This is a genomic window from Cytobacillus sp. IB215316 (genome assembly GCF_033963865.1).
Taxonomy (GTDB): Bacteria; Bacillota; Bacilli; order Bacillales; family SM2101; genus Nanhaiella; species Nanhaiella sioensis.
Genome location: NZ_JAXBMC010000004.1, coordinates 23,483 through 48,360 on the forward strand (window position 1 = coordinate 23,483; position 24,878 = coordinate 48,360).

The window sequence follows — 24,878 nt, forward strand, 5'->3', positions numbered from 1 at the left end:
TTTTGATTGTATTGTAGTGAAAAAATGAATATGATTCATTGACTTAAGTCAATGAATCAATAAGAAAACAATCTATTGCCTAAGTAAATATACAAGCTTCTTTAGTAATCATATTACGATCATTTATCTGTCGAGCAAATGAAGACATTCATACGAGATTTCAAACTAGTATTTGTAAAAGGTTGTGACCATGCAACATTCCTCTTTTTTTGCCTATTATGTAGCAAATTTGATTAAAGCTCTCATGTTATTAGTTACTTCATAACGATAAAGAGCACTCATTGAAGTGAAAGATTATTAGACGTGAAAAAGGTATGGTAAATCTACTTTTATTCTTTTGGTATGCCATTTAAATGAAAGTTAAGTTGATTAGGTTGGGAGGAGTGTTATGAAGCGTTTTTCAAAAGCTGAGCGGGGTTGGATTTTTTATGATTGGGCAAACTCAGCATATTCAATTATTATAACAACAGCTATATTTCCCCTGTTTTATAAAGAAGCTGCGACGAATAGTGGAATTTCTGCGGCAAATTCCACTGCTTACTTAGGCTATACTATAGCGATTGCAACCTTTATATTAGCAATGTTAAGTCCTATATTAGGTACGATTGCAGATTATCAAGGGTTAAAGAAAAAGTTCTTCACATTCTTCCTTCTCTTAGGTGTGACCTCAACGGCGATATTAGCATTTATTCCGAGTGATCAATGGCTGCTATTACTAGTTTGTTATACTGTGGCAACGATTGGATCAGCTGGAGCAAATATTTTTTACAATGCTTTTTTAGTAGATGTCACACCAAAGAAACGCATGAACCGTGTGTCTACATACGGGTTTGGATTTGGTTATATTGGGAGTACAATCCCTTTTATCGTTAGTATCGCTATCATCATGTTATCTCAAAGTAGTATCCTGCCGATTAGTACAGCGGTTGCAAGTAAGATTGCCTTTTTGATTACAGCATTATGGTGGTTTATTTTTACCATTCCATTATTGAAACATGTTTATCAAGTTCACTATATTGATCGTGAACCAAAACCAGTTAAAAATAGTTTTAAGCGACTAGCGAAAACGGTAAAGGAAGTTCGAAAATACCGTTCGTTATTTTTATTTTTGCTTGCTTATTTCTTTTATATTGATGGGGTAGGGACGATCATTTCCATGTCTACAGCATACGGAACGGATTTAGGTATATCTGCTACAAGCTTACTCATTTTCTTATTTGTCACACAGATTGTTGCTGCGCCATTTGCCATATTGTACGGAAAGTTAGCGGATATCTTTACAGGTAAGAAAATGCTTTATGTCGGTATCATTATTTATATCATTGTTTGTATTTACGCATTTTTTCTGCAAACTACACTCGATTTTTGGATATTGGCTATGCTGGTCGCATCGTCACAAGGTGGGATTCAAGCGTTAAGCCGCTCTTATTTCGCTCAGCTCATACCTAAAGAGAATGCCAATGAATTCTTTGGGTTTTACAATATCTTCGGTAAATTTGCTGCCATTATGGGACCATTTCTAGTCGGACTCACCTCTCAATTAACAGGGCATACGAATATGGGTGTCTTTAGTTTAATTGTTCTCTTTATTATTGGTGGAATTATTTTAATATTTGTTCCTGAACCGAAAGGTGTATCAGTTCATGACAATGCTACGGTTAAATGATAAATGAAAAGGCAGAACAATCATTTTTTGATCGTTCTGCCCCTTGTATATAAAATTTTCGATTGGCCCCTGCTAATTTCTAACAACGATTAAGCTCTTTGCTTACGAGTCATGACATCAAAGATAACGGCAAGAGCTAAAACGCCACCACGGATAATATATTGAGGTGCGATTCCAACCCCCATTAGATTCATACCGTTTGTTAAGGAAGCCATAACGATTGCACCGATAATTGCGCCTGTTACTTTTCCGACTCCACCTGCTGCAGATACACCTCCGACGTATGCCGCTGCAATGGCATCAAGCTCGAATAATGTACCAGCTGTTGTTGTAGCAGATTGTAGACGAGCGGTGAATAGAATCCCTGATAGCGCTGATAACATACCCATTGAACCGAAGACGAGAAAGATAATTTTATTGACGTTAATTCCGCTAAGGTGTGCAGCTTCTGGGTTACTACCAACCGCATAAATATGGCGTCCTAGCACTGTCTTAGTCGTAAAGAAATGATACAGAATAACAACAAGCAGCATAATGACAACCGTCCAAGAGAAGCCGTTATAGCCTGCTAAAATCCATGTAATATACGCAATAATAGCTGAAACAAAAATTAATTGTAAAATGAAGATTTCCTTAGAAACAACTTCAAAATTGTACTGAATTTTGTTTTTGCGGTTCGAAATAGCGCTATAAATATAAAATATGATACCTAAACCACCGACAAGTAATGAAAGAAAATGTAACCCGTTAATTTGCAATATAGAGGGAATATATCCATTACCAATTGCATTAAAAGCATCATTTTGAACGATAATTGTACCAGATTTTTCAGTTACGAGTAGGATTGCGCCTCGAAAAATGAGCCATCCTGCTAATGTGGCAACAAAGGAAGGAATTCCTACTTTAGCTACTAGAAAACCTGTACTTAAGCCAGCTAAAATTCCAAGTACTAGAATAATAGGAATAACTACATATACTGGTAGCCCAACCTCCATGAGGAGTATGGCTGCGATAGCACCAAGAAATCCAGCTAAGAAGCCGATCGATAAGTCAATGTGACGAATGACGATAACAAGCATAACACCGACAGCTAAAACAGCAATATAACCAGCTGAATCTAGTAGATTACTAATATTTCGAGATGACATAAATAAGCCATCTGTTAGAATGGTGAATGTTACCATAATAATAATTAAGGCAATATACATACCGTAATCACGAATGTTTTCTTTTATTAAATCTTTTGCTTCATGGAATAACTTCATACACTTAACCTCCTATTGCGTAGCAAGCTGCATAATTTTTTCTTGATCGGCTTCATTTGCTAGCAGCTCTCCTTTGATTTCTCCTTCTGCCATTACATAAATGCGATCACTCATTCCTAAAACCTCTCCGAGCTCAGAAGAAATCATAATAATACTCATTCCTTCCTTAATCAGTTCGTTCATGACGGAATAAATTTCAAATTTTGCTCCAACATCAATACCTCGTGTCGGCTCATCTAGAATAAGAAGCTTAGGACCAACAAACAGCCATTTACCTAACGAAACCTTCTGTTGGTTACCACCACTTAATTTACCGACAAGCTGTTGCACGGATGATGCTTTAATTCCTAAAGATGCTTTATATTTTTCTGAGACTTTAATTTCCTCATTGTCATTGATAATACCTTTTGAAGATATGCCTTTCATATTTGCCGCAGAGATATTATTCTTAATGTCCTGAAGTAAGAAAAGGCCATCACCCTTACGATCCTCAGTGACATACGCAATTCCTGCTTTGATAGCATCACTCGTGTGTTTAAAATTTTGAGGCACTTCGTCAATGGTTAAATCCCCTTGTAGCTTATAAGATTTAGAGTTACCGAAGATGCTAAGTGCTAGTTCAGTACGACCGGATCCCATAAGACCTGCAATACCGATAATTTCCCCTTGTTTGACATGAAGGTTGACGTTTTTAGCAACATCTCGACCAATTTTCGGATCATACGCAGACCAGTTTTTTAATTCGAGAATTTTCGTACCGAATTTTTGCTTACTTCTCTTCGGATAAATATCTGTAATCTCTCGACCGACCATGTTCTTAATAATAGTGTTTTCGTTCATTTCTCCTTTGGCAGCATCTAATGTACAAATTGTTTGTCCATCACGGATGACAGTTGCTTTATCCGCAATTGAGATGACTTCTTTTAACTTGTGTGAAATCATGATGCAAGTAATGCCCTGCCCTTTTAACTCTCGTAATAGATTCAGTAAGTTTTCGCTATCGTCCTCGTTAAGTGCAGCAGTTGGCTCATCTAAAATAAGTAGCTTTACGTCTTTACTTAATGCTTTTGCAATTTCAATTAACTGTTGTTTTCCTACACCCAAATCTTTAATTAACGTTTCAGGATTAACTTTTAAATTTACCTTTTCAAGCATTTTTTTGGACTCGACAATTGTTTGATTCCAATCAATTACGCTTCCACGGTCCACTTCATTGCCAACGAATATATTTTCATAAACTGATAAATCAGGAAACAACGCAAGTTCTTGGTAGATAATAGCGATTCCGGTATCGACACTATCGTTAATTTTGTTAAACTTTTGCACGCTGCCATTAAAAACAATGTCACCATCGTACGTTCCGTATGGATACACACCGCTAAGCACCTTCATCAGCGTCGATTTTCCGGCTCCATTTTCACCGATTAAGCAGTGTATTTCCCCTTTTTCTACTTTAAAATTAACATCACTGAGCGCTTTGACCCCAGGAAATTCCTTCGTAATCTGATGCATTTCTAGAATATACTCGCTCATGATTAACCTCCCTTACCAAAACAACTAAAATAATTAGAAATAGTGACAGACGTATCTATCACTATTTCCATAAAGCATGCGCATTTTATTTTAGACCTTCAAATTCGCTCTCTTCATAGTAGCCAGAATCAATGAGTTCACTCTTAACGTTAACGTCCTCAACGACGATTACATCAGTTTGTTTTGCATCTACTTCTTTGCTACCGTTGTCATAAGAACCAGTTGTTTCAGGTGAACCACCGTCTAAAACAGCAACTGCCATTCCGATTGCGTCTTTTACAAGTGTACGAACATCTTTAAATACTGTCATTGCTTGCTTACCATCAATAATATATTGGATAGAAGCTTTTTCAGCATCTTGCCCAGTTACTACATAGCTTGAAACCTCAGGATCTGATCCAAATACATCAGCGATAGAGCGTGCTGTTCCGTCATTTGGCGCAAGAACTGCAACATCACCCTTCATATCTGCTCCTACAGCTGTTAAATGTGTTTGAGCTTTATTTTTCGCTTCATTAGGATCCCAGTTAGTTGTAACCTGTCCTAAGATTTTACCCATTTCATCACGTGAAAGCTCAGCTTTATCTTTTAAAGCTTCTGCTTCGCTAGAGTTTGCGATGACAAAAGTGCCATCAGCGATCTTTGGTTGAAGTACGCTCCAAGCTCCTTCAAAAAACAGAAATGCGTTATTGTCAGAAGCAGCTCCAGCATATAAATATAAAGGAGTGCCTGAGCCGTTAGCATTGTCAATTAAAAATTGTCCTTGAGCTGCACCTACCGCTATGCTATCAAATGTAACGTAATAATCTACAGCCTCAGTTCCAGTAATAAGGCGGTCGTATGCAATGACAGTAACGTCATCCTTTTTAGCAGCATCTACTGCACCCGCTGCAGCTGCCCCGTCCTGTGGAGCGATAATTAAGACATCGATTCCTTTGTTAAGTAATGTTTCAACATTTTCTTTTTCTTTAGCTGAAGATCCTTGGCTAAATAAAATTTCTGTTGAGTAGTCTGAATCTGCTAATGCATCTTTAAACCTTTGCTCATCTTGTACCCATCTAGGTTCATCTTTCGTAGGTAAAACAATACCGATACTTACATCGTTACCACTTCCTGTAGTAGCACTACCGCAGCCTACAGCTACTAGTGCAAGCATCATGACAACGATGGCCGCTATAATTCTCTTTTTCATCAAAAATCCCCTTTCGAATTAAAGTTGTGTCTTAATAACTCCAATATAGCAGTCAGGCATTATGATGAAAACGCTTTCTATTAGCACAATTTTAATATTATCTGTATTTTTTTAATATTAGTTTAGTAAGTTGCTAACCTACTTATAAAAATGCGTATCTACTGGAAGGGTAAAAAACCGCCAGGATGCATCCTGGCGGTCTGTGAATAATAAATTCTTTTGTTATCTGTCGTATACTTCTTCAATAGAATGAAAGTCGTCAGCGATAATTGTTTCATCGATATTATGCTTATTTACGGCAATTGGTGAAAGGAGAACAGAAGGCACCTCGAATTTCCCATTATTAATGGTAGTCTGAACATCAACAACTTGACCTTCTGCTAGCTTAACAGCAAGCTCAGCAGCTTTTTGGGTTAAATCAATAATTGGCTTATAAACAGTCATTGTTTGTGTTCCATCAACGATTCGTTGAACAGCAGCAAGCTCAGCATCTTGACCAGAAACTGGAATTTTACCTAGAAGCCCTTGTTCAGCGAGTGCTTGAATGACAGCTCCAGCGGTTGCATCATTTGCAGCAATGACAGCATCAATTTGGTTATTATTTGCTATTAAAGCTGCTTTCATATTTTCATAAGCATTTTCAGGTAACCAATCTTTCGTCCATTGGTCATATACAATCGTAATATCTCCTCTGTCAATGAATGGCTTGAGGACGTTAAATGCTCCTTTTCTAAATAAATGTGCGTTATTATCTGTTTCTGCTCCGCCAATATATACATATTTTCCTTTTGGAACCAATGATGTAATTGCTTTCGCTTGAAGCTCACCTACTTGTTCATTGTCATATGATACGTATAAATCAAGCTTAGCGTTTTTCACTAGTCGATCATAGGAAAGTACCTTAATACCAGCCAAATGAGCCTTTTCAACGATCATTGCTGTTGATTCTGCGTTGTGAGGAACAACGACGAGTATGTCGATGCCTAGACTAATTAATTTTTCTGCTTGTGAGATTTGCAAAGCATCGTCTCCATTTGAAGCAAAGATTTCTACTTCTGCGCCAAGTGCCTCTACTGCTTCTTTGAAGCGATCTCTATCTCTTAACCAACGCTCCTCCAATAATGTATCCATAGAAAAGCCAATTTTAAGCTTTTTTTCCTCATCTACAGATTCAAATGTCGTTTGTTCTTGTTCTGGCAGAGTCGAATTTGTTATCGAACCTCTTTCATTTACGCATGCTGTAGTCATTGCAAGCAGAGCCAAAAAGAACAATAGTAGACTTCCTTGACAAAATAACCGTTTCATAGGATAAGTTCGCTCCTTTTCTACTGAAAGGAAAACTTTTTTAATAGTTTTAGCTCTCAGCGATACAGGTGGATTTGTCAATCAGATGAAGCATATCCTCCACCGATAACGAAAATGTTGAAGTTTTTTAACGACTTGGTTATTCCTTCATTCCGATAAGTGATTTACGATATTCGGTCGGTGAAGCGCCACACAGCTTTTTAAACACTTTACTGAAATAGTTTGGGTCGTGATAACCGACTTCGAATGTAATTTCTTTTAAGCTTTTATCAGGATTCATCATCAGCTTCTTCGCCTTTTCGATGCGACATTCTGTTAGGAAGCTGATGTAGTTCACCCCAAGCTGTTCTTTAAACATCTTACTAATATAAATAGGACTTAATCCAACTTTGTGTGCGATTTTATCTAGTGAAATTTCTTTATGGGAATGTTCAATAATGTACTGCTTAATTTGTTGAATAGTGTCATCTTCTAATTGACTACAATAATCTACATAGGACTGCCACATATAATCTAGTAAATAACTTGTCTCAGCTTGAAGCTGTCGAAAATCATGTATTTGTGTTGAGAACAAAGGGGTATATGGCTCAACTCCCAGTTCAGTTAACACGCGAGATGCAATCCAAAGCAACTCTAGTACACGTTGCTGTGATTGCATTACGTTTGTTTTTTCACTCTCATAGCGGTGGATTAAATTAATCACGTATGAAGAGAATTCTTCCCATTTCCCATTTCGAACTTGATCAAATAGCTTCTTTTCCAGTTGTTTTAAATTTTGATCCTCTGAGTTCTCATCATGTGTAGGTAAATCAGCATAAAAACGGAATCTTACATGAGGCTTCGCCTCTTTGGTTGCTATAAGTGACTCCTGATAAGAATGGCGTATTTTGTCTAATGAATGACATACATTTCCTATGCCGATAAACCAACTACTGTTATTAGTAGATTTCGGAATAGATAGAATGGCTTGAGCAAGAGAAACTGCTTGTAAACGAAATGATTTCTCTTGTTGTCTGAACACGATAATTGGCAATTGGCGACCATATAAGGCTCCAACCCAACCTCGTTCTGTCTTTCTTACCTTCTCTTTGATAGCTGAATAGAAACGTTCTGCTCCTTTTGGAAGCAAGACGCTCATTACAAATTTTTCGTTTGACATTTGAATGTCTAATAGTTGAATTAACTCATCTAAATGTATGTCATGCATATGGTCGAAGAGCAGTTGTGTCACTACATCAGTTTCAACGATGGGTAATGTTTTTTGAAGAGCATGCTGTTGAAACGTACTTATCGCCATGGATTCTCTTTCTTGTTCGAGTAGGCTCAATACTTTTCCGACCGTGTCTATGATTTCACTCGTCTTGCTGGGTTTCAGTAAATAGTCCTTCACTCCTAGCTTCATTGCTGTATGGGCATAATCAAACTTGGCGAAAGCAGTGATCATAATAAATTTAATATTCGGATGATCTTTATTAATTCGCTCAATTGCTTCAAGCCCATTTATTCCTGGCATCTGAATATCCATTAAGACTAAATCTGGTGAAAATTCTTCGACTATCTGGATAGCTGCTTGTCCATTTTTTGCTTGCTCTATAACAAGACCGGAGAAGTTTTTTTCTAGAATGTATTTTAGACCTTCTCGTTCTACTTGTTCATCATCAACGATTAGGAGTTTCATCATCTTTTTCGATTCTCCTTTTCTTCGGAATTTTCAACACAACCTTTGTACCTATTCCAAGCGTACTTTCAATATCCATAATATTTTCATAGCCATAGAAAAGTCGTAACCGTTTACCAACATTACTCATGCCAATCCCAGTTGAGTGTCCTTCGGTATCAATACTGTTACCCTCTAATATTTGCTTCCTTTTATGTTCGTTCATCCCAGGGCCATCGTCCTCAATTTCAATTGTCACTTCGTCAGTACTGTTGATTGCACGGAACCAAATGATGCCACCTTCTTCTTTTGGCTCAATAGCATGTATTACCGCATTTTCAATGATTGGCTGCAACGTTAGCCTTGGAATTTGTAAACCTAGACATTTTTCGTCTATATTCATATGAAATTGTAAGCGTTCGGTAAATCTTGCTTTTTGTATATCAATATATTGCTGAAGAATATTAACCTCTTCAGCAAGAGTAGTAGATTTGTCTAAGCTTTTTAAATTATAGCGCAACAAGCTGGCAACGCTTACTATAAGATCACTAGTTTCTTCTGAGCCTTCCATATACGCCTTTTTAGAAAGCGTATTAAGGGTGTTATACAAGAAATGAGGGTTCATTTGGCTCTGTAAACTATGGAGCTGGCTTTCTTGTAGTAAGAGCTTGTTCTCCTTTAGTTCATTTTCGAGCTGTGCATTTTGTTGTACTTCCAGTAGAAAGTTATTTATATTAATTCGCATACGATCAAACATCTTAGCGAGAAACGAAATTTCATCATTGGAATCAACTTCAATTTTAGAATTGAATCGTCCTTTTGATAATTCAATAGCGGCTTGGGTCAACTTCTTTACTGGTCTAGTAATTCTCAAGGAGAACCAGTAAGTAAATTGTACGAGCAACAAGGTAATTAACAATAACAGCCAAATTCCAAGCTTTTTCAGTTCTTCTGACTGTTCAATAATTCCACGATAGAAACGATCGTACGTGTTTAGCTCTTTGTCAATTAATGTGAGTGTCATCTCAGATATATATTTAGATATGTGCGTAGCTTCTGTTAATACTTCTAAATAATCTTCTGTTTCTTTCTCTGTACGGAACAGAAGCGAGCGTTCCGTTGCTTCAATGAGACTATCGATTAAATTTTCATAATTGGTTAAGGCAAAATCATTTTGGTTATTTCTAAATTTAGACACTTCATCCTTTTTATTTTGAAGTTTATTTATGTTAAGTTGAAGCGCTTCCAAATTTGCAAATGAAGGATTGAGTAAATAGTTGTTCAAATCTGTGACCATTTGCTGACTGACACTTGATACCTCATTCATACTTAAATAGCGTTCAAGGATATCATTATATTGATTTTGCGTTTTTTGATTATAATAGGTGAGTGAAATCCAAATTGCGACCATGATGAATAGAATGACTGTGGCGAGTGCCCATATTTTCTTTTGTAGACTGTTCATCGCACATCTATTGCCTTTACAACTTTTATATCTGTGAAATAGCCATCTAAATTAAGTTGCTCTTTCTCATTCTTCAGCCATTGCGTAATAAGACTTACACTCATTTTTCCCATCTCCTGAGGGGATTGCTCTATCATTCCGTCGAGCTTTCCTTCTTTAAGAAGTGATAACGACTCTCGGTCGTCATCAAAAGAATAGATATAGTAAGGCTCGACTTGTGATCTGCTCTCAATCTCAAGAACCATTGTTTCAGAAATATTGGCATTCACAGCGATAAAAGCATCGACATGAGGGAACTTATTCAACATATCTTTTGTTGTCGCATTAACGCTTTCCCTAGTTAGAGATGTTTCTGCTTCAATTGCATCTATGTGTGGAAACGAGTTTAAAACGTCTTTTATACCTTTTAACCGTTGGTCTTGATAATACTGATGCTGACGGTCAAACATGAGTATCACTTCCCCTTTGTCGCCCATGTCTGATATTAACTGCTTAGCTATTAGCTGCCCTGCTAAGTATTGGTCAGAGCCGACATATGTCCGTCTTAGGCTCTCATTCATAGGAACGTCATTAGCAACTGTAATAATTGGAATTCCATACGATGCAGCTTTGATCTTCGTTAAATTTTTAAAATCATCTGTATCATAGCCTTGAACAATGATCCCATCAACTTGTGAATAGATAGCAAGTTCAATTTGCTTCAAGAAGTCCTCTTTGTTATTACCATAACTGCCCCAAATCTCAAGGCTTGCCTCTTCACTTTGTGCTTGTTCAAGTGCACCTTCCCCAACCTTAACCCAAAATGGAGTATCTAGATCTTGGGTAATTAGAACTAGTCGATAGTCTGACTCTGCCTTGGCTAATGTCTCTGGTAATTGCCAATCAGTTCGAAATACTTTACTGGCCGAAAGAAATGTGAAATAGAATAGGATGATAGAAACAAAACTAAGTATGAAAACTACGATTTTCTGCAAGAGAATAATCTCCTTTGTTTCTTATTCTTTGGCTATTTTCGTAGTATTTGTTAGACCATAGCTGTAACTTGATAGCTAACATACAAAGCCACTTTTTATGGTGCAAATTTGGTAATAGTATAAACAAAGTACGAAAAGAGCCTATTCTTTTAATCATCTTATCACAAGTAAGTAAAAATCTACTATGCTATTTTTCGCTATATTAATGGAGGAATATGGTCATGGCGGATTTTTCAGATGTAATGATTGGCTGTTGTTACTTTAAGAGGTAAACATCTACACAACTAGAGGACAACGATGACCAACAATGTAAAAAACTTAGCAACAAAGTTTACGACAAGAGCTGTTGCATAATTATGTTTTACGTGTAGATCAATCTTATTTGCATTGAGGTATGCGGTCCTTATACTTGATATAGGAAATGCATTCGAATAGAGAAGTATTTAGCTAAGTATAACTGTAATATTTGAAGATGTTAGACAGGGGAATGGTTGTGTCAAAAGGGGGACCAATTAACCCCCTTTTTAGTCTTCCATTAAGGTATAAAATAACTCTCCACATTTACTATATTTCACTTCAATTATTTTAAGCTTACAACTTCTAAACCCTCATCGTGTAAATAACTGATTATACTTGGCAGTGCGTCTATGACAGCTTGTGATTCATGGAGAAGAATAATAGATCCGGAAGGGTTTGAGCTTCGAATATAGTTAATGATTTCGTTTGAGCTCTGAACCTTCCAATCCTTTGGATCCTTATTCCAAAGTACCATCTTATGTTGATGTTTTTCCATTAACTCAATAGTTGACTCATTATTTGAACCATAAGGAGGCCTAAATAGAGTTACGGGCTCATTCGTTAGTTCTTCAATTAATAGATTTGCTTGGATGATTTCATGTTCTTGATTGTGTAGGGAGAGATTTGTAAGTTCTTTATGGTACATTGAATGACTACCGATCGAATAATTGTTAGATTGTGCATACTTTACGTATTCAGGATATTTCTTAACATTCTCACCGGTGAAAAAGAACGTACCACCAACCGTATGCTTCTTTAATATGTCTATAATCTCTGTTGTATATTTAGAAGGACCGTCGTCAAAGGTTAATGCTACCTTTCCATCAGGGATGCTGAAGGTAATTGCATCATTCAGTTGCACAAATGGAATTTCGGATATAATATTCTCATTCTTCTTTATTTCTTCCTTTGCAGGTGATTCTTCATTCTTTGGAAGTGATTCAATAGTTTCTTTTTCAACACTCTCTGCTAGCACAGGAGTTTTACTAGACAAAAGATTAAAGTACGAATTGTTAGAAAAACCTAGCAAAATAGTAGAAATGACAATAAATGAGGCAACGGTAATCCAAGCAACCTTATGCTTTCTATTATTAAGAAATTTTCCTTTGGGATGTATTTCGCCTTCTTGTTTTACTTCAGTATTACGTGCGGGTTGTAGCTTATCATTTAAAATTTGATTGATTTGTTTGGAATGTTTAAAAGCGTTTAGTCCTCGTACATACTCATCAGAGCAGGAAAAATAGATTTTTTCACTATTGTCTCTATATGTTCTCGTTATGTAGCTTCTATGTTGCTGTATATTTGAATTCCAAGAGGTGTGAAAGGACATTCTATATTTAAATTTCCCAGAAAAATCAGTCGATTCTTTTAAGCTCATAGCTGTTTCAGTATCAATTTCCCAAAGGAGTTCAATATCTATTTCAAAAGAATATTTGACTCGTAAAAAAGATTTGTTCAGATTGTTTTCTATTGATAATAGTTCTAATAGCTTACTATGATAGACTGACATACTGTCCCCTTTCTCTTAGAGGTAACTAAAGAGCTACATGCTCATGTTTACTCTGTTGTAGTAGATGTAGTTGTTTTTGGAGAGAAAGAAAAAGACAGCCGATCCGTAAAATCATTAATTGTTTGCATTAATTCTGCTTTTTCATCTTGACTTTGTTTGTATTGTTCTACAACCTTGTGATTCTCTACTTCTAAATCTCTAATTTTCTCTTCAAGTTCTTTTATTAACATCATTTGTTCATATTGCTTGTTAGTTGATTCTTCTTTGAGTTTGTTATATTTATTAGTTTCTTTCTCAAGTTGGTTTGTTATATTTCCAAACTCTATTTTCGACGAACTTTGATAGTCTTTAAAATCTTCAAGTAGCTGATCATAACTCATTTGTTTGTTAGTAAGGTTAGATTCTAATTCACGAATTTCCTTATCTTTATCTAATAAAATTTGTTCCTTCTTTACTTGGCTATGTTTTAAGCGGCCTATCATTTCATTCGCCGAATACAATTGGCTTTCAAGTCCCTTATTTTTATATTGAATCAATTGTCGGTCATGTAGCATATTTTCTAGAGAAACTATTAAATCTAAGGCTACTTTGTCTTGATCATCTTTTGATAATAAGTTTTTTTTACTAGTTGTTTCAGATTGTTCGAATTCTTTGAATTCTTCATCAATAGATGATTCTTCAATCATTTCTTGGGAAACATCTTCTTCCATATTTATATTATTTTGTTCAGGTTGACTTTGATTAGATAGGACTCCTTTTAACCAACCTCTTGAATTGCTCTTTGTATCCTTGGCCATCATTTTCTCTCCTATCTCAATGTATGAATAAATTATTGTTTATCAGATAGAATGGTATTAAATACTTACTAGAGTAGTATTAATCATCATTATACACCTTTTGAAGCCTGAGTGGTAAATTCTAATCTTATTGTACGATTATGTAAATGGATGTCAATGTATGGCGAAAAAAATTGACATTTGTAGCGGAAAAAGATACTTAAGTTATAGGTAAAAAATACTATAAATAGCAAAAAAACGAGACTAATGAACTAATTCTATTAGTGTTTATATATAGAATGGGCATGTATTCATTGCAGACTCTTTTCATAAATTTGTTTTATTTTTAATAATATATGAACAGGTAAATAGGGGTTGTGGTGAAGTATTTATTAAAATTAATAAGAAATAAACCCAATTTGACAAAGGCTTTGATGAGTGTGGATAAAGATGAGGATGAAAAGGATGAATATCATTAGCAGTAGTTGTCTCAAAAAACTGGTTTGGTAGTTAATTAGGTCTGGCTTACGAGTATTTGAGCCATGTTTCTTTACAACATTGTTAAGGTGCTAATTACATAAATATATTTATAGTAGAAAGATACTGTTTATGGTAGACTAGTACTACATAAACTTCTTCAGAATTTTTAAAAAATAATGATCTTTTCGTAAATTTTGTTGTTATAGTTCATAAACTAGAGAGTAAGAGTGTCATTTTAATCAATACTTATCATTTTAGAGAAGTAAATTGTATTAGTGTTTTTTATCAGTATGAAAAACAACAGTCTATGCAAAAACAACCAAAAAAACACCGCTTTCCAATTATTAGCGGTGTTATATTTCCTAACCTAATTATTTTGTACTAGTAATAGATAATATTGGTGGTAAATTCTCATCTTCTGGAGACGCTAGAGCTGTTGATCCTAATGCACCAACAATTATTAGACTCACAGAAAGTGTTAAAATGATTTTCTTCACACGTTTCATAACATATCCCACCTCTCAATAATTAATTATATTTTACTATATACCGTCTAACGATAAATTTACGATAAATGAGTATTATGCGAGATTAGGACTATCATGCTCGTGATTTCTTCAGAATTCGTCAACTGATATAAACATATTGATTTTTTATGGAAAGGGGAATTTGTTTTCATGGATACAGAGAACCTATTACCGAAAATAGCATCAAACCTAAGAGAATTGAGAAAGTTTCAAAAAATTTCTCAAAAAAGGTTAGCTGAAGGGATATGTACTCAGTCTTATATAAGCATGATTGAAAAAGGTGAAATATCCCCATCTGCAACAATATTACATGCCTTCGCTATTCGATTAGGAGTTGATATTAATTATTTCTTTGATGTTCAGGAAAATTTAATGTACCAGTATCAAGACGAATTGATAAAGCTCATAAAAGAGGCAAGGGATAAAAATGATTATACAGAAATACGTCAGTTATTAAAAAAACAGGAACAAAATCCGTTCATGAGTTCTACTAAAATGCAAAAATTTATGAATTACCATAAAGGGCTGTGTTGTTATTTTCTTGACCATGACGCCAAAGAAGCAATAGAAATTTTAAATCAAACTTTATCTACAGATGAACATACTCAAGGTTTGTATCATTCAGAGGACATTGAAGCTTTAGTTGCCATTGCAAGTATTCATACTGAAGAAAAAAAATGGCCTGAGGCAAAACCATATTTTCTACAAGCTTTTGATATTGTGAAGAGATATCAAGCTGCAATAAAAATTCAGACAGTGCAAAAAGTTTATTACAATTATATTCGTCTGTTGTATCTGTCCGGGTCATATACAGAGATTATTCAAGTAGCTGATAAAGGAATTAACCTTTGTAAGGAAAATGATAGCTTATATTTACATGGTCAATTATTATATTATAAGGCTCTTACATTAAATAAACTGGAACGATTTGATGAGGCGATTACATTTTTTGAAAAAGCTATTATGGTATTTAGCGTTCAGGAAAATCAACAGCTTGTCGATTATACTAGAAAAATAATAACTAAATTTAAAGACATAGAAAAAAGCAATAGGTAGCGAGCTGCTATTTGCTTTTTTCTATGTCTTTTTTTATGTTTTGATGGTGGAGGCTGGGTTCAAAATTCTTAGCTAGTCTATAATTATTCTTTTCGAAATTATTTCGCGTCAGTAGTTATTTGTAATTTTATTTTTTTCGGTAAAATTACCTAGATTGTAAAACACTCACGAAATATTTTTACTATATTAAGGTTTCTAGGCATATTTTAAAGCAAATCCCATATGTTTTAAATTAATTACACGTTTTAAACATACGATTTCATGGAGCATCGTTATAAATAGTGAATAGTTTCACGAAAAAATTCGTTCTTTAGCATTATTCGACAATTTATGACGAAAGTTGCATATACAAATATGATGTATTTTGCAATGATATTCATGTAACGGTCGTGCGTATTTAAAACGGTGTAGTTTTTTATAGAGGGGGGGAAACTAGTAACTTTGTGTTCACTTTAAAGTCTTGTAATTTAAATTTACGAAACATTTAGTAAACTTAAACTTTTATGATTATTTTGCTATATTCTATTAAACGGGGTGTGTTGAGTGAAATTTAAAAAAATATTATCTGTTTTGACAGCGGTTACAATTAGTGCGTCTATGATGCTCCCATCTTTACCAGCTACAGCCGAAATTTCAGAAAATGATGTACCCGTTGGTGCAGGTGGATATTCTACAGTTGCCAAAGGGACGCAATTGTATGGGTGGGAACTTCACCCAAGAAGAACGCCACAGGATTTTGACTATTCAACAAGTAATTTAGATGGGAAGCCATTACCTACAAATGACTGGATTAGCTCAGTATTATGGTATCAATATTCAGGGGCATTATATGCACACCCTTTGTCATACCAAGCAACTCCAACTGGTTTCGAAATAAGTAACCCTCCTAAAACTGTTAATACATTATTGGATGGAGAAAATGAACTAGAAAGGGAGCATAGACCTGGACAAATAGATCTTGAGGTTCAAGCGACAACATTTTCTCCGGTAGATGCACGAGCAGATAAACTTTCTGATTGGGCGGCTGACATTTTAATGGCAAGTCCAGACGGTAGTAAAAATATGAAAGCAACGATTGCTCATGGAAGTCCATATGCATACTTCACATTTGAGGGTGGCGAGCCTAAAGTTGTTTTTAAAAACCCAACAACGATTGTAAAGCATGATAATGCATATCTACAGTTATCTGTAGATAATAATGGTCAAACAAACTACTATGGGCTATATGCTCCAGCAGGTTCTACATGGACTATGAATGGAACTGAAGTAGTTGCAGATTTACCAGATGGGAAAAATTACTTTACAGTTGCTGGCTTACCTGACGGTAGTGAAAACACATTTAACTTCTATAAAGAGCGCGCTTTTGCGTTTATTACAGATACAAGAGTAGATTGGAATTATCATGAAGCAAGTAGTACGTTAACGACGGATTATACAATTACAACTACACCAATGGAAGGTGCCAATAGAGAGACAATTACAGCGTTATATCCACATCAATGGAGAAACAACCCTCTTATTCCAAACTCAGCGCATTTATACGAATACGATTCAATTCGGGGAAATATGAAAGCGATTTCTGGAACGTCTTTTAGTACACAATACGTTTACAACGGAATATTACCGACAATGCCAGAGCTTACAGATCCTGCTGATATTGCAAAATTAGAAGATTATGTAAGGCAATATTTTGATTATGGAATGTCTTTAAATCCAAATTTTGTTCAAGCTGGAGCAGATGGTGGTAATGGCGGCTATGATACGTATTGGATGGGGAAAAATTTAGGACGTAATTCTAATATCATGCCAATTGCCGATCAACTAAACGACGAACATAAAAAGGGAGAATTTATTGACTCAATTAAATCAACACTAGAATGGTGGTTTACACCGACAAAATATAATGAAGCTGGGCAACCAATTGAAGACAATTATTTTTATTATGATGACCATTGGAAAACGTTAATTGGTTATAGTGCAAATTATTTTTCAGATACGGAATTAAATGACCACCATTTCCATTGGGGTTATTGGATTTATGCAGCAGCACAAGTTGCTCTACAGGAACCAAACACAGCAAACGCTTGGGATAGTAACTCACAATGGGGAGGTATGGTTAATGAGTTAGTTGATGACATCGCAACAGTAGATCGTAATTCAGATGACTACCCATTTCTAAGAAACTTCGATCCATATGCTGGTCACTCTTGGGCAAATGGCATGGGCTTCATAGATGCAGATGATTGGAGATATGGCGGGAACAACCATGAGTCTTCATCTGAAGCGATGAATGCATGGGCTTCACTCATACTTTGGGGCGAAGCTACAGGGAATTCAGAAATAAGAGATGCTGGAATTTATATGTTCACAACTGAGCAGCAAGCTATTAATAATTATTGGTTTGACATTTATGGAGATGTATTTGAACCAGAGTTTTCAAATGATGATGCAGTAATGGTATGGGGAGGAAAATATAACCATACTACTTGGTGGACAGAGAATCCAATAGAAGCACATGGGATTCAGATGTTACCGATTACACCTGCATCACTTTACCTAGGTAGAGATCCAAATTATGTGAAGCGTAACTACGATAATACGTATGCGGAGTTTCCAAACTATTTACAGAAAAAAGCTCAATATGGTTGGCAGGGTCTAGATAATCCAGATACGTGGCAGGACATTTTAGTGTCATACTATGCATTGTATGATCCAGCGGAAGCGTTAGCAAAATGGAAGGATGAGGATTCAGAAGTAGACCCAGCGGTTGGAGTAGAGTTTGGTGAAACGAGGGCGCATACGTATCATTGGATAAGATCTTTAGATGTGTATGGCTTACCAAACTTTGATATTACAGCGAATAGCCCATTATATTCTGTATTCTCCAAAGATGGGAATAACACATACGTTGCTTACAATGCATCAGATTTTGAGCAAACAGTAACATTCTCTGATTGCTTTGAATTAGTAGTCCCAGCAAACGCAATGGCTCAAGAAACTGCAGTTAGCCCTGGTGGTAACTGTTCTGCAACACCTCCTGGTGGAGGTAATACAGATCCTGATATAGAAGCTCCTAGCTCACCAGAAAATCTCCAGTTTTCTGGAAAAACAGCATGGACAGTAGATTTAACATGGACAGAGGCTACGGACGATACTGGCGTAGTGGCTTATGACATTTATCAAGATGGTGAGCAAGTAGCAAGCACACCAAGTGTAACGTATCAAATTACTGGATTAACAGGTGAAACGACGTATACATTTGAAGTCATTGCTAGAGATGCAGCAGGTAATTTATCAAATCCAAGCAATAGTTTAATCGTAACAACAGATCCTGCTCCTGATGATAATGAAGCACCAACTGCGCCAACAAATGTGGACTATTCAAGTAAGAGTGAGACGACAGTCGATTTAACATGGACAGCAGCAACAGATAATATAGCGGTAGAAGGCTACGATGTATATCAAGATGGTGTATATGTTGGATCGACAACAGCGACAGCGTACCAAGTGGCTGGATTAACAGCAAATACAACCTATACATTTGAGATCATTGCAAAAGACGCAGTAGGGAATGAATCTGTAGCTAGTAATCAATTAATAGTAACAACTGATGCAACACCAGGTAGTGGTGGGAATAACGAGATTGTTACAGATAATTATACGATTAATATAATTGATCAAGGAACAGATATCACTTTTAAGTTCACACCAACTGGTAATGTTTCTAATTTCGTTGATTTACATTATAAAATTAATAATGGTGCACAGCAAAACGTACGGATGATCGAAAATGGTGTGACATGGGAATATACAATTCAAGGGTTGAGCGAAGGCGATACAGTAGATCATTCCTATACTTACACATTAGGTCAACCTGCATATGTGTCTGAAACGTACAGTTATATAGCAGGATCGGATTCAGGAAGTCCACCAAATGATGCAGAACCACCAACCGCTCCTCAGGGTCTTATAAGCACTGCACAAAGTGAAACGACTATTACAATTACTTGGGAAGCTGCTTCTGATAATGTCGGAGTAGTGGGTTATGATATTTATAAAGACGGAGTGTACGTTGATAATACAGCATTAACTACCTATCAAATTACCGGACTATCAGGAGACACAACCTATTCCTTTGAAGTGATTGCAAGAGATGCTGCTGGTAATGAATCAGCTGGAAGTACAATAGATGTTACAACAGAGGCGCCACCAATTGACGGAAATCCAGATAACGGAACAATTAGTCATGAAGATTTTACAATTGACATTGAAAACAATGGGGGTAGTGCGACATTTCATTTTACACCAACAGGAGAAGCTTCTAATTTTGTAGACTTACATTATACGATTAATGGTGGTGCACAGCAAAATGTCGGTACGACAAATAATGCTGGGACGTGGGAGTATACAATAAATGGCTTAACAACTGGTGATACCATTGAATTTTTCTACACATATACAATTGGAACACCAGCATATGATTCAGCTTGGTATGAATATACACATTGATTGTTGTTTTACTTGGCATCTGAACTCGTTAGAAACACATACATGAAGTCTAGTCGTTATTATGATGTGAAATATTAGGTAAGAGTTGTAATCATTCAATATTAAAGCATGTTGTAGATCATACATTTCTACGACATGCTTTTTGTTTTGTGGTAGGATAAGATGGCAAAACTGTTACTAACATAATGATAATAAAAATTTGAAGATAGGATGACACGATGGCTGCTGAGATACGTTTAAAGGTAAAACCAAAATTTATAAACAAATTTAAAAATGGTTATCCGCTTATTACGAAAGAAGCAATTGTCAATATCAATGATTTAAAAGAAGAGGGCACAGTTGTTAAGGTTGTCGATGATCGAAACTCATTTATCGGAAGAGGCTATTATGGCAAACAAAACAAAGGATTTGGCTGGATTTTAACCCGAAATAATGGTGAACAGCTTAATCAACAGTTTTTTAAGGAAAAAATTAAAGTAGCGCTTCATGGAAGAAGTCATTTTTTCGGTAAGGAAGATACAACTGCATTTAGGGTTGTTAATGGGGAAGGTGATGGCTTAGGTGGTATAACAATTGACTATTTCGATGGCTACTATGTCATTAATTGGTATAGCGAAGGCATATATACATTTCGCGAATATGTCATTAACGCGTTAAGTGAGCTTGTTGACTATAAAGCGATATACCAGAAAAAAAGGTTTGCAACAGACGGTAAATATATTGAAGAGGATGGCTTTGTAACTGGTGAAAGAGGGCAGTTTCCAATTTTAGTAAAGGAAAACGGTGTTCATTTTGCCGTGTACTTAGATGATGGAGCGATGGTTGGTGTTTTTTTAGACCAAAGAGAGGTAAGGAAAACGATTAGAGATAAATATGTAGAAGGCAAATCAGTGTTAAATTTGTTCTCCTACACTGGCGCATTTTCTGTCTTTGCGGCTTCGGGTGGTGCATCAAAAACAACAAGTGTTGATTTAGCTAATAGAAGCTTAAGTAAAACAATAGAACAATTTGAAGTGAATAGCATTAACTATAAAGAACACGACATCATCGTAGAGGATGTTTTTAAATACTTTAAGTATGCTGTGAAAAAGGAGAAAAAGTTTGATGTAGTCATACTAGACCCGCCTAGTTTTGCCAGATCAAAGAAATTTACTTTTAGCGCAGCGAAGGATTATACAGATTTAATAAAACAAGCTATTTTAATTACTGAACATAACGGGATGATCGTTGCTTCAACGAATTCAAGTGCCTTTAATATGAATAAATTTAAAAAGTTTATTGAAATTGCTTTTAAAGAAATGGGGAGATGCTACAAAATAATTGAACAATTTTCTCTCCCAGAAGACTTTAGAACGGTGAAAGAGTTTGAAGAAGGTAACTACTTGAAGGTAGTGTTTATTCAAATTACTGGTGAATAACAAAAGGGATGCCGAGGCATCTCTTCGCTTATGAGATATTTTCTTTGTTTCTTCTACAAATTCATCGTTGTCTAATACTTCAATAGCATTCAACCGATGTAAAAAAGTTCCAACAAAATTCTTAATGTCTAAGCTTGGAATTACGGACTTTCTTCTTCATCATCTACATGTCTCATAATTATGACAGGATGATTACTAGCTTTGAAGTCTTGAATAACATTTTCCATTTTTTAAAATCACCGAAGTTAACAATATCGTTTTACACATCAATGACTTGCACCCACCCATTACTTTAATAGGGGATTATTCAACATTGAAGATTGTTTTCCAACCAAATAAATTCCAAATCTTGAAAAAAACTAAAAAAGAGCAGGAAGAAAAACCTGCTCAATCGGTTTCGTTGTTTGCGCATTTTGATATAACTCCTTAAACACTTAGGAACTTTTTTTAAATGATGTCTCACAGACAAACATCTAGCAACTAAGGTAACGACAAGAGCTTTTTGTTTAAATTACTGTGCAACTTGTTGCTTTAAATTACCTTTTTGAGAAGCTGGCTTTTGTTGCGCTTTAATTTTATTAATATCCATACGGATAAGGAAAGAAGTAATTAACGCGATTGTTAAAAATGCTGCAAATATATAAAATGTAGCATTATAACTGTTTGTTGTATCTTTAATATATGATACGAGCATTGGTCCAAACACGCCTGCCATAGACCAAGATGTTAATAAATACCCATGAATTGCACCTAATTGCTTTGTACCGAATAAGTCTCCTATAAATGCTGGTAAAGAGGCAAATCCCCCACCGTAAATGGTTAAAATAAGGAAAATCAATGTAACAAATATCGCCTGGCTAGAAACTGTTGGTAAGATTAAAAATGCTACGAGTTGAATTGAGAAAAATATCGTAAACACATTTGTTCTACCTAAATAATCTGATGCAGTAGCCCAGCCGATACGTCCACCACCGTTAAAGAAGCCCATAATACCAACCATACTTGCAGCTGCTACAGCTGTCATACCTACTTTTTCTTGAGCCATTGGTGAAGCAACTGAAATGAGCATGATTCCTGAAGATATGTTAATAAACATCATTAACCATAACATCCAAAATCGTTTTGTTTTTACTGCCTCGTTAGCAGTAAGCTGAGCAAGGTCAGCTTTGATTTTTACTTTTCCTTTTTCTGACGCTTCCTTCATCCCAGCTGGTACCCATCCTTCTTCAGGTCGAGCTATATATAATGCTCCTGAAATCATGAGGATAAAATATGTGATGCCTAGAATGAAAAATGTTTGTGATAATCCAACGTTCTCAATTAAATAGTTCGCTACTGGGCTACAAATTAATGCACCTGCACCAAACCCCATAACTGCCATCCCGGTAGCTAAACCACGGCGATCTGGGAACCATTTAACTAATGTAGATACCGGTGCTATATAACCTATTCCCAATCCCATTCCACTAATTAGTCCATACGTTAAATAGTAGCCATATAATGATTCAAGTTGAATAGCAAATCCAGTCCCTATAAGACCTGTTGAAAATAAAATGGCTGCAACGATAGCTGAAAAACGAGGGCCTTTCTTCTCAACTAGCTTGCCAAAAAATGCTGCAGATGTTCCTAAACAAAAGATAGCAATTGTAAATGCTAAGGCAGTTTCAGTACTGCTCCACCCTAATTCATCATGAATTGGTTTTTTATATACACTGTATGCGTATACAGAACCGATTGAAATATGGATGGCAATCGCTGATAAAGCAATTAACCAACGGTTTTTTTGTTTCATTCGAAACCTCTCCTTTTGTTATGTTAATTGTAAATGAATGAGTCAAGTTTGTGAAAACTATCACAAACTTAATGTAATTTAATTATACTGTGTAAAAAAACGATTGGTATAAAATTATTATGACGACTTTGTGAAACATTGAGCATGATAGCTATTACATTAGGTTTTGCACTAATTGTTGCTTTATCGACTGACAACCTATGCAAGTATACAGCTGGCATGCTTGGTATTTCTTCATTGTTAAAGATGACAAACGTATATCAGTAAGCAACAAAGTTTACTCATATAGCTAATTACTTTTCTGTTAGAGGGTTATCATGATATGACATTTCAACCTATTATAAGTAGTATGGGGGATATGTTGGTAGGAACTTTTTATGAAAAAAATAATATGATATAAACGAATGCCTATATAACATAATTCTTTGCTTTTTTGTCCATTTTGCTTTAGCACTCTCAATTAAATGGAGGCGATCATTTGTATCCTCAATACCCATATTACGGGTTTAAGCAAGTAACACAACAGGTTCCTATTGCATTTCCGCCACAGCATCAAGAAGTTCATCCTGGGCTTGAATATGAAATGATACCGAGGCCAATTTCCGAAGATCCTCATTATCGAAGTGGCAATAAGCTGCACAATAAAGTTGCTATCATCACAGGTGGAGATAGTGGAATTGGTAGAGCTACTGCCATAGCTTTTGCCAAAGAAGGTGCCAACATAACGATAGTTTACTTGAATGAACACCAGGATGCAGCTGAAACGAGGGAAAGGGTAGAGAGCTTAGGAGGAAAATGTTTAGTCATAAGTGCGGACTTACGTAAGGAAGAAACGTCACAGCAAGTAGTCAAGCAAACGATTGAAACGTTCGGAAAAAAGTTAGATATTCTCATCAATAATGCTGCTGTTCAATACGTGCAATCAAGCATTCTTGATATATCATCTGAGCAGCTTGAAAATACATTTCGAACGAATGTCTTTGCAATATTTTATATGACAAAAGCAGCACTTCCGTATTTGAAAAATGGAAGCTCAATCATTAATACGGCATCTATTACAGCCTTTCAAGGTCAAAAATTCTTAATTGATTATTCTGCTACGAAAGGGGCTGTCACTACTTTTACACGCTCGCTATCTTTATCATTAGTTGAACACGGAATTAGAGTAAATAATGTCGCTCCTGGCCCTATTTGGACCCCGTTAATTCCTTCGAGCTTTTCGGCAGAGCAAGTAACACAATTTGGTTTGGAAACACCGATGAAACGTGCTGGGCAGCCCTTTGAGCTTGCACCTGCCTTTGTATATTTAGCTTCTGATGATTCTCGATATGTGACAGGTCAAACAATACATGTAAATGGGGGAGTAATTTTAAACACATAGCTGCTATATTGTTGGTCAAGGATCGTTATTGGAAAGAGAAGGTCAGCCTTCATATGACAAAGAGGGGCTTGACCT

Annotated in this window: 16 protein-coding genes; 5 read left to right on the forward strand and 11 right to left on the reverse strand. The window is 35.8% G+C overall.

What is annotated here, in order from left to right; translation table 11 throughout:
• Positions 1-388: 388 nt before the first annotated feature.
• Positions 389-1,666, forward strand: a complete 1,278-nt coding sequence (locus tag SLH48_RS09060) for an MFS transporter (protein ID WP_320257898.1) — start codon at positions 389-391, stop codon at positions 1,664-1,666.
• An 89-nt stretch (positions 1,667-1,755) separates the two neighbouring features.
• Here SLH48_RS09060 and SLH48_RS09065 read toward each other — a convergent pair whose 3' ends face one another.
• From SLH48_RS09065 to SLH48_RS09110, 10 genes are all read right to left on the reverse strand, one after another.
• On the reverse strand, positions 1,756-2,931 hold the full coding sequence (locus tag SLH48_RS09065; RefSeq protein ID WP_214482855.1) for a sugar ABC transporter permease: 1,176 nt from the start codon (positions 2,929-2,931) through the stop codon (positions 1,756-1,758).
• 12 nt (positions 2,932-2,943) lie between these two features.
• Positions 2,944-4,464, reverse strand: coding sequence for a sugar ABC transporter ATP-binding protein (locus SLH48_RS09070; RefSeq protein WP_320257899.1), 1,521 nt, complete (start codon positions 4,462-4,464; stop codon positions 2,944-2,946).
• Positions 4,465-4,549: 85 nt separating this feature from the next.
• On the reverse strand, positions 4,550-5,656 hold the full coding sequence (locus SLH48_RS09075) for a sugar ABC transporter substrate-binding protein (RefSeq protein WP_214482857.1): 1,107 nt from the start codon (positions 5,654-5,656) through the stop codon (positions 4,550-4,552).
• Between the two features lie 222 nt (positions 5,657-5,878).
• Positions 5,879-6,961, reverse strand: coding sequence for a D-xylose ABC transporter substrate-binding protein (gene xylF, locus SLH48_RS09080; RefSeq protein ID WP_320257900.1), 1,083 nt, complete (start codon positions 6,959-6,961; stop codon positions 5,879-5,881).
• 139 nt (positions 6,962-7,100) lie between these two features.
• Positions 7,101-8,642, reverse strand: coding sequence for a response regulator (locus tag SLH48_RS09085; protein WP_320257901.1), 1,542 nt, complete (start codon positions 8,640-8,642; stop codon positions 7,101-7,103).
• Positions 8,620-10,083, reverse strand: coding sequence for a sensor histidine kinase (locus tag SLH48_RS09090; RefSeq protein WP_320257902.1), 1,464 nt, complete (start codon positions 10,081-10,083; stop codon positions 8,620-8,622). Before SLH48_RS09090 ends, SLH48_RS09085 begins: the two co-directional genes overlap by 23 nt.
• Complete coding sequence (locus tag SLH48_RS09095; protein WP_320257903.1) at positions 10,080-11,057, reverse strand: sugar ABC transporter substrate-binding protein; 978 nt, start codon at positions 11,055-11,057, stop codon at positions 10,080-10,082. The genes SLH48_RS09090 and SLH48_RS09095 overlap by 4 nt, the downstream gene beginning before the upstream one ends.
• Positions 11,058-11,637: 580 nt before the next feature.
• Positions 11,638-12,864: a polysaccharide deacetylase family protein gene (locus tag SLH48_RS09100; protein WP_320257904.1), complete on the reverse strand. Its 1,227-nt coding sequence runs from the start codon at positions 12,862-12,864 to the stop codon at positions 11,638-11,640.
• Between the two features lie 47 nt (positions 12,865-12,911).
• The gene (locus SLH48_RS09105; protein WP_320257905.1) at positions 12,912-13,661 is read right to left on the reverse strand and encodes a hypothetical protein; all 750 of its coding nucleotides are present in this window, start codon (positions 13,659-13,661) and stop codon (positions 12,912-12,914) included.
• 830 nt (positions 13,662-14,491) lie between these two features.
• Positions 14,492-14,626, reverse strand: a complete 135-nt coding sequence (locus tag SLH48_RS09110) for a hypothetical protein (RefSeq protein ID WP_284730459.1) — start codon at positions 14,624-14,626, stop codon at positions 14,492-14,494.
• Positions 14,627-14,797: 171 nt separating this feature from the next.
• Between SLH48_RS09110 and SLH48_RS09115 the strand changes: the two genes are divergently transcribed.
• The 3 genes from SLH48_RS09115 (at position 14,798) to SLH48_RS09125 (ending at position 21,630) form a co-directional block, all read left to right on the forward strand.
• Positions 14,798-15,703: a helix-turn-helix domain-containing protein gene (locus tag SLH48_RS09115; RefSeq protein WP_214482864.1), complete on the forward strand. Its 906-nt coding sequence runs from the start codon at positions 14,798-14,800 to the stop codon at positions 15,701-15,703.
• A gap of 543 nt (positions 15,704-16,246) precedes the next feature.
• Positions 16,247-20,212 (forward strand): glycosyl hydrolase, encoded by a 3,966-nt coding sequence (locus SLH48_RS09120; RefSeq protein WP_320257906.1) that lies wholly within the window; start codon positions 16,247-16,249, stop codon positions 20,210-20,212.
• Positions 20,213-20,430: 218 nt separating this feature from the next.
• On the forward strand, positions 20,431-21,630 hold the full coding sequence (locus SLH48_RS09125) for a class I SAM-dependent rRNA methyltransferase (protein ID WP_320257907.1): 1,200 nt from the start codon (positions 20,431-20,433) through the stop codon (positions 21,628-21,630).
• Between the two features lie 511 nt (positions 21,631-22,141).
• Here SLH48_RS09125 and SLH48_RS09130 read toward each other — a convergent pair.
• A complete protein-coding gene (locus SLH48_RS09130; protein ID WP_214482871.1) occupies positions 22,142-23,422 on the reverse strand; it encodes an OFA family MFS transporter in 1,281 nt (426 codons plus the stop codon).
• A gap of 478 nt (positions 23,423-23,900) precedes the next feature.
• Here SLH48_RS09130 and SLH48_RS09135 point away from each other — a divergent pair, with 478 nt between their 5' ends.
• Positions 23,901-24,803 carry an SDR family oxidoreductase gene (locus SLH48_RS09135; RefSeq protein WP_320257908.1) on the forward strand — a complete coding sequence of 301 codons (903 nt, stop codon included), beginning with the start codon at positions 23,901-23,903 and terminating at the stop codon, positions 24,801-24,803.
• The last annotated feature ends 75 nt before the right edge of the window (positions 24,804-24,878 follow it).

What these genes read in the sequence shown, in the direction of transcription:
- SLH48_RS09085 (WP_320257901.1), bottom strand. Translation starts at nt 8,642, where the DNA reads ATGATGAAACTCCTAATCGTTGATGATGAACAAGTAGAACGAGAAGGT.
- SLH48_RS09125 (WP_320257907.1), top strand. Translation starts at nt 20,431, where the DNA reads ATGGCTGCTGAGATACGTTTAAAGGTAAAACCAAAATTTATAAACAAA.
- xylF (WP_320257900.1), bottom strand. Translation starts at nt 6,961, where the DNA reads ATGAAACGGTTATTTTGTCAAGGAAGTCTACTATTGTTCTTTTTGGCT.
- SLH48_RS09110 (WP_284730459.1), bottom strand. Translation starts at nt 14,626, where the DNA reads ATGAAACGTGTGAAGAAAATCATTTTAACACTTTCTGTGAGTCTAATA.
- SLH48_RS09130 (WP_214482871.1), bottom strand. Translation starts at nt 23,422, where the DNA reads ATGAAACAAAAAAACCGTTGGTTAATTGCTTTATCAGCGATTGCCATC.
- SLH48_RS09065 (WP_214482855.1), bottom strand. Translation starts at nt 2,931, where the DNA reads ATGAAGTTATTCCATGAAGCAAAAGATTTAATAAAAGAAAACATTCGT.
- SLH48_RS09060 (WP_320257898.1), top strand. Translation starts at nt 389, where the DNA reads ATGAAGCGTTTTTCAAAAGCTGAGCGGGGTTGGATTTTTTATGATTGG.
- SLH48_RS09075 (WP_214482857.1), bottom strand. Translation starts at nt 5,656, where the DNA reads ATGAAAAAGAGAATTATAGCGGCCATCGTTGTCATGATGCTTGCACTA.
- SLH48_RS09105 (WP_320257905.1), bottom strand. Translation starts at nt 13,661, where the DNA reads ATGGCCAAGGATACAAAGAGCAATTCAAGAGGTTGGTTAAAAGGAGTC.
- SLH48_RS09100 (WP_320257904.1), bottom strand. Translation starts at nt 12,864, where the DNA reads ATGTCAGTCTATCATAGTAAGCTATTAGAACTATTATCAATAGAAAAC.
- SLH48_RS09115 (WP_214482864.1), top strand. Translation starts at nt 14,798, where the DNA reads ATGGATACAGAGAACCTATTACCGAAAATAGCATCAAACCTAAGAGAA.
- SLH48_RS09070 (WP_320257899.1), bottom strand. Translation starts at nt 4,464, where the DNA reads ATGAGCGAGTATATTCTAGAAATGCATCAGATTACGAAGGAATTTCCT.
- SLH48_RS09090 (WP_320257902.1), bottom strand. Translation starts at nt 10,083, where the DNA reads ATGAACAGTCTACAAAAGAAAATATGGGCACTCGCCACAGTCATTCTA.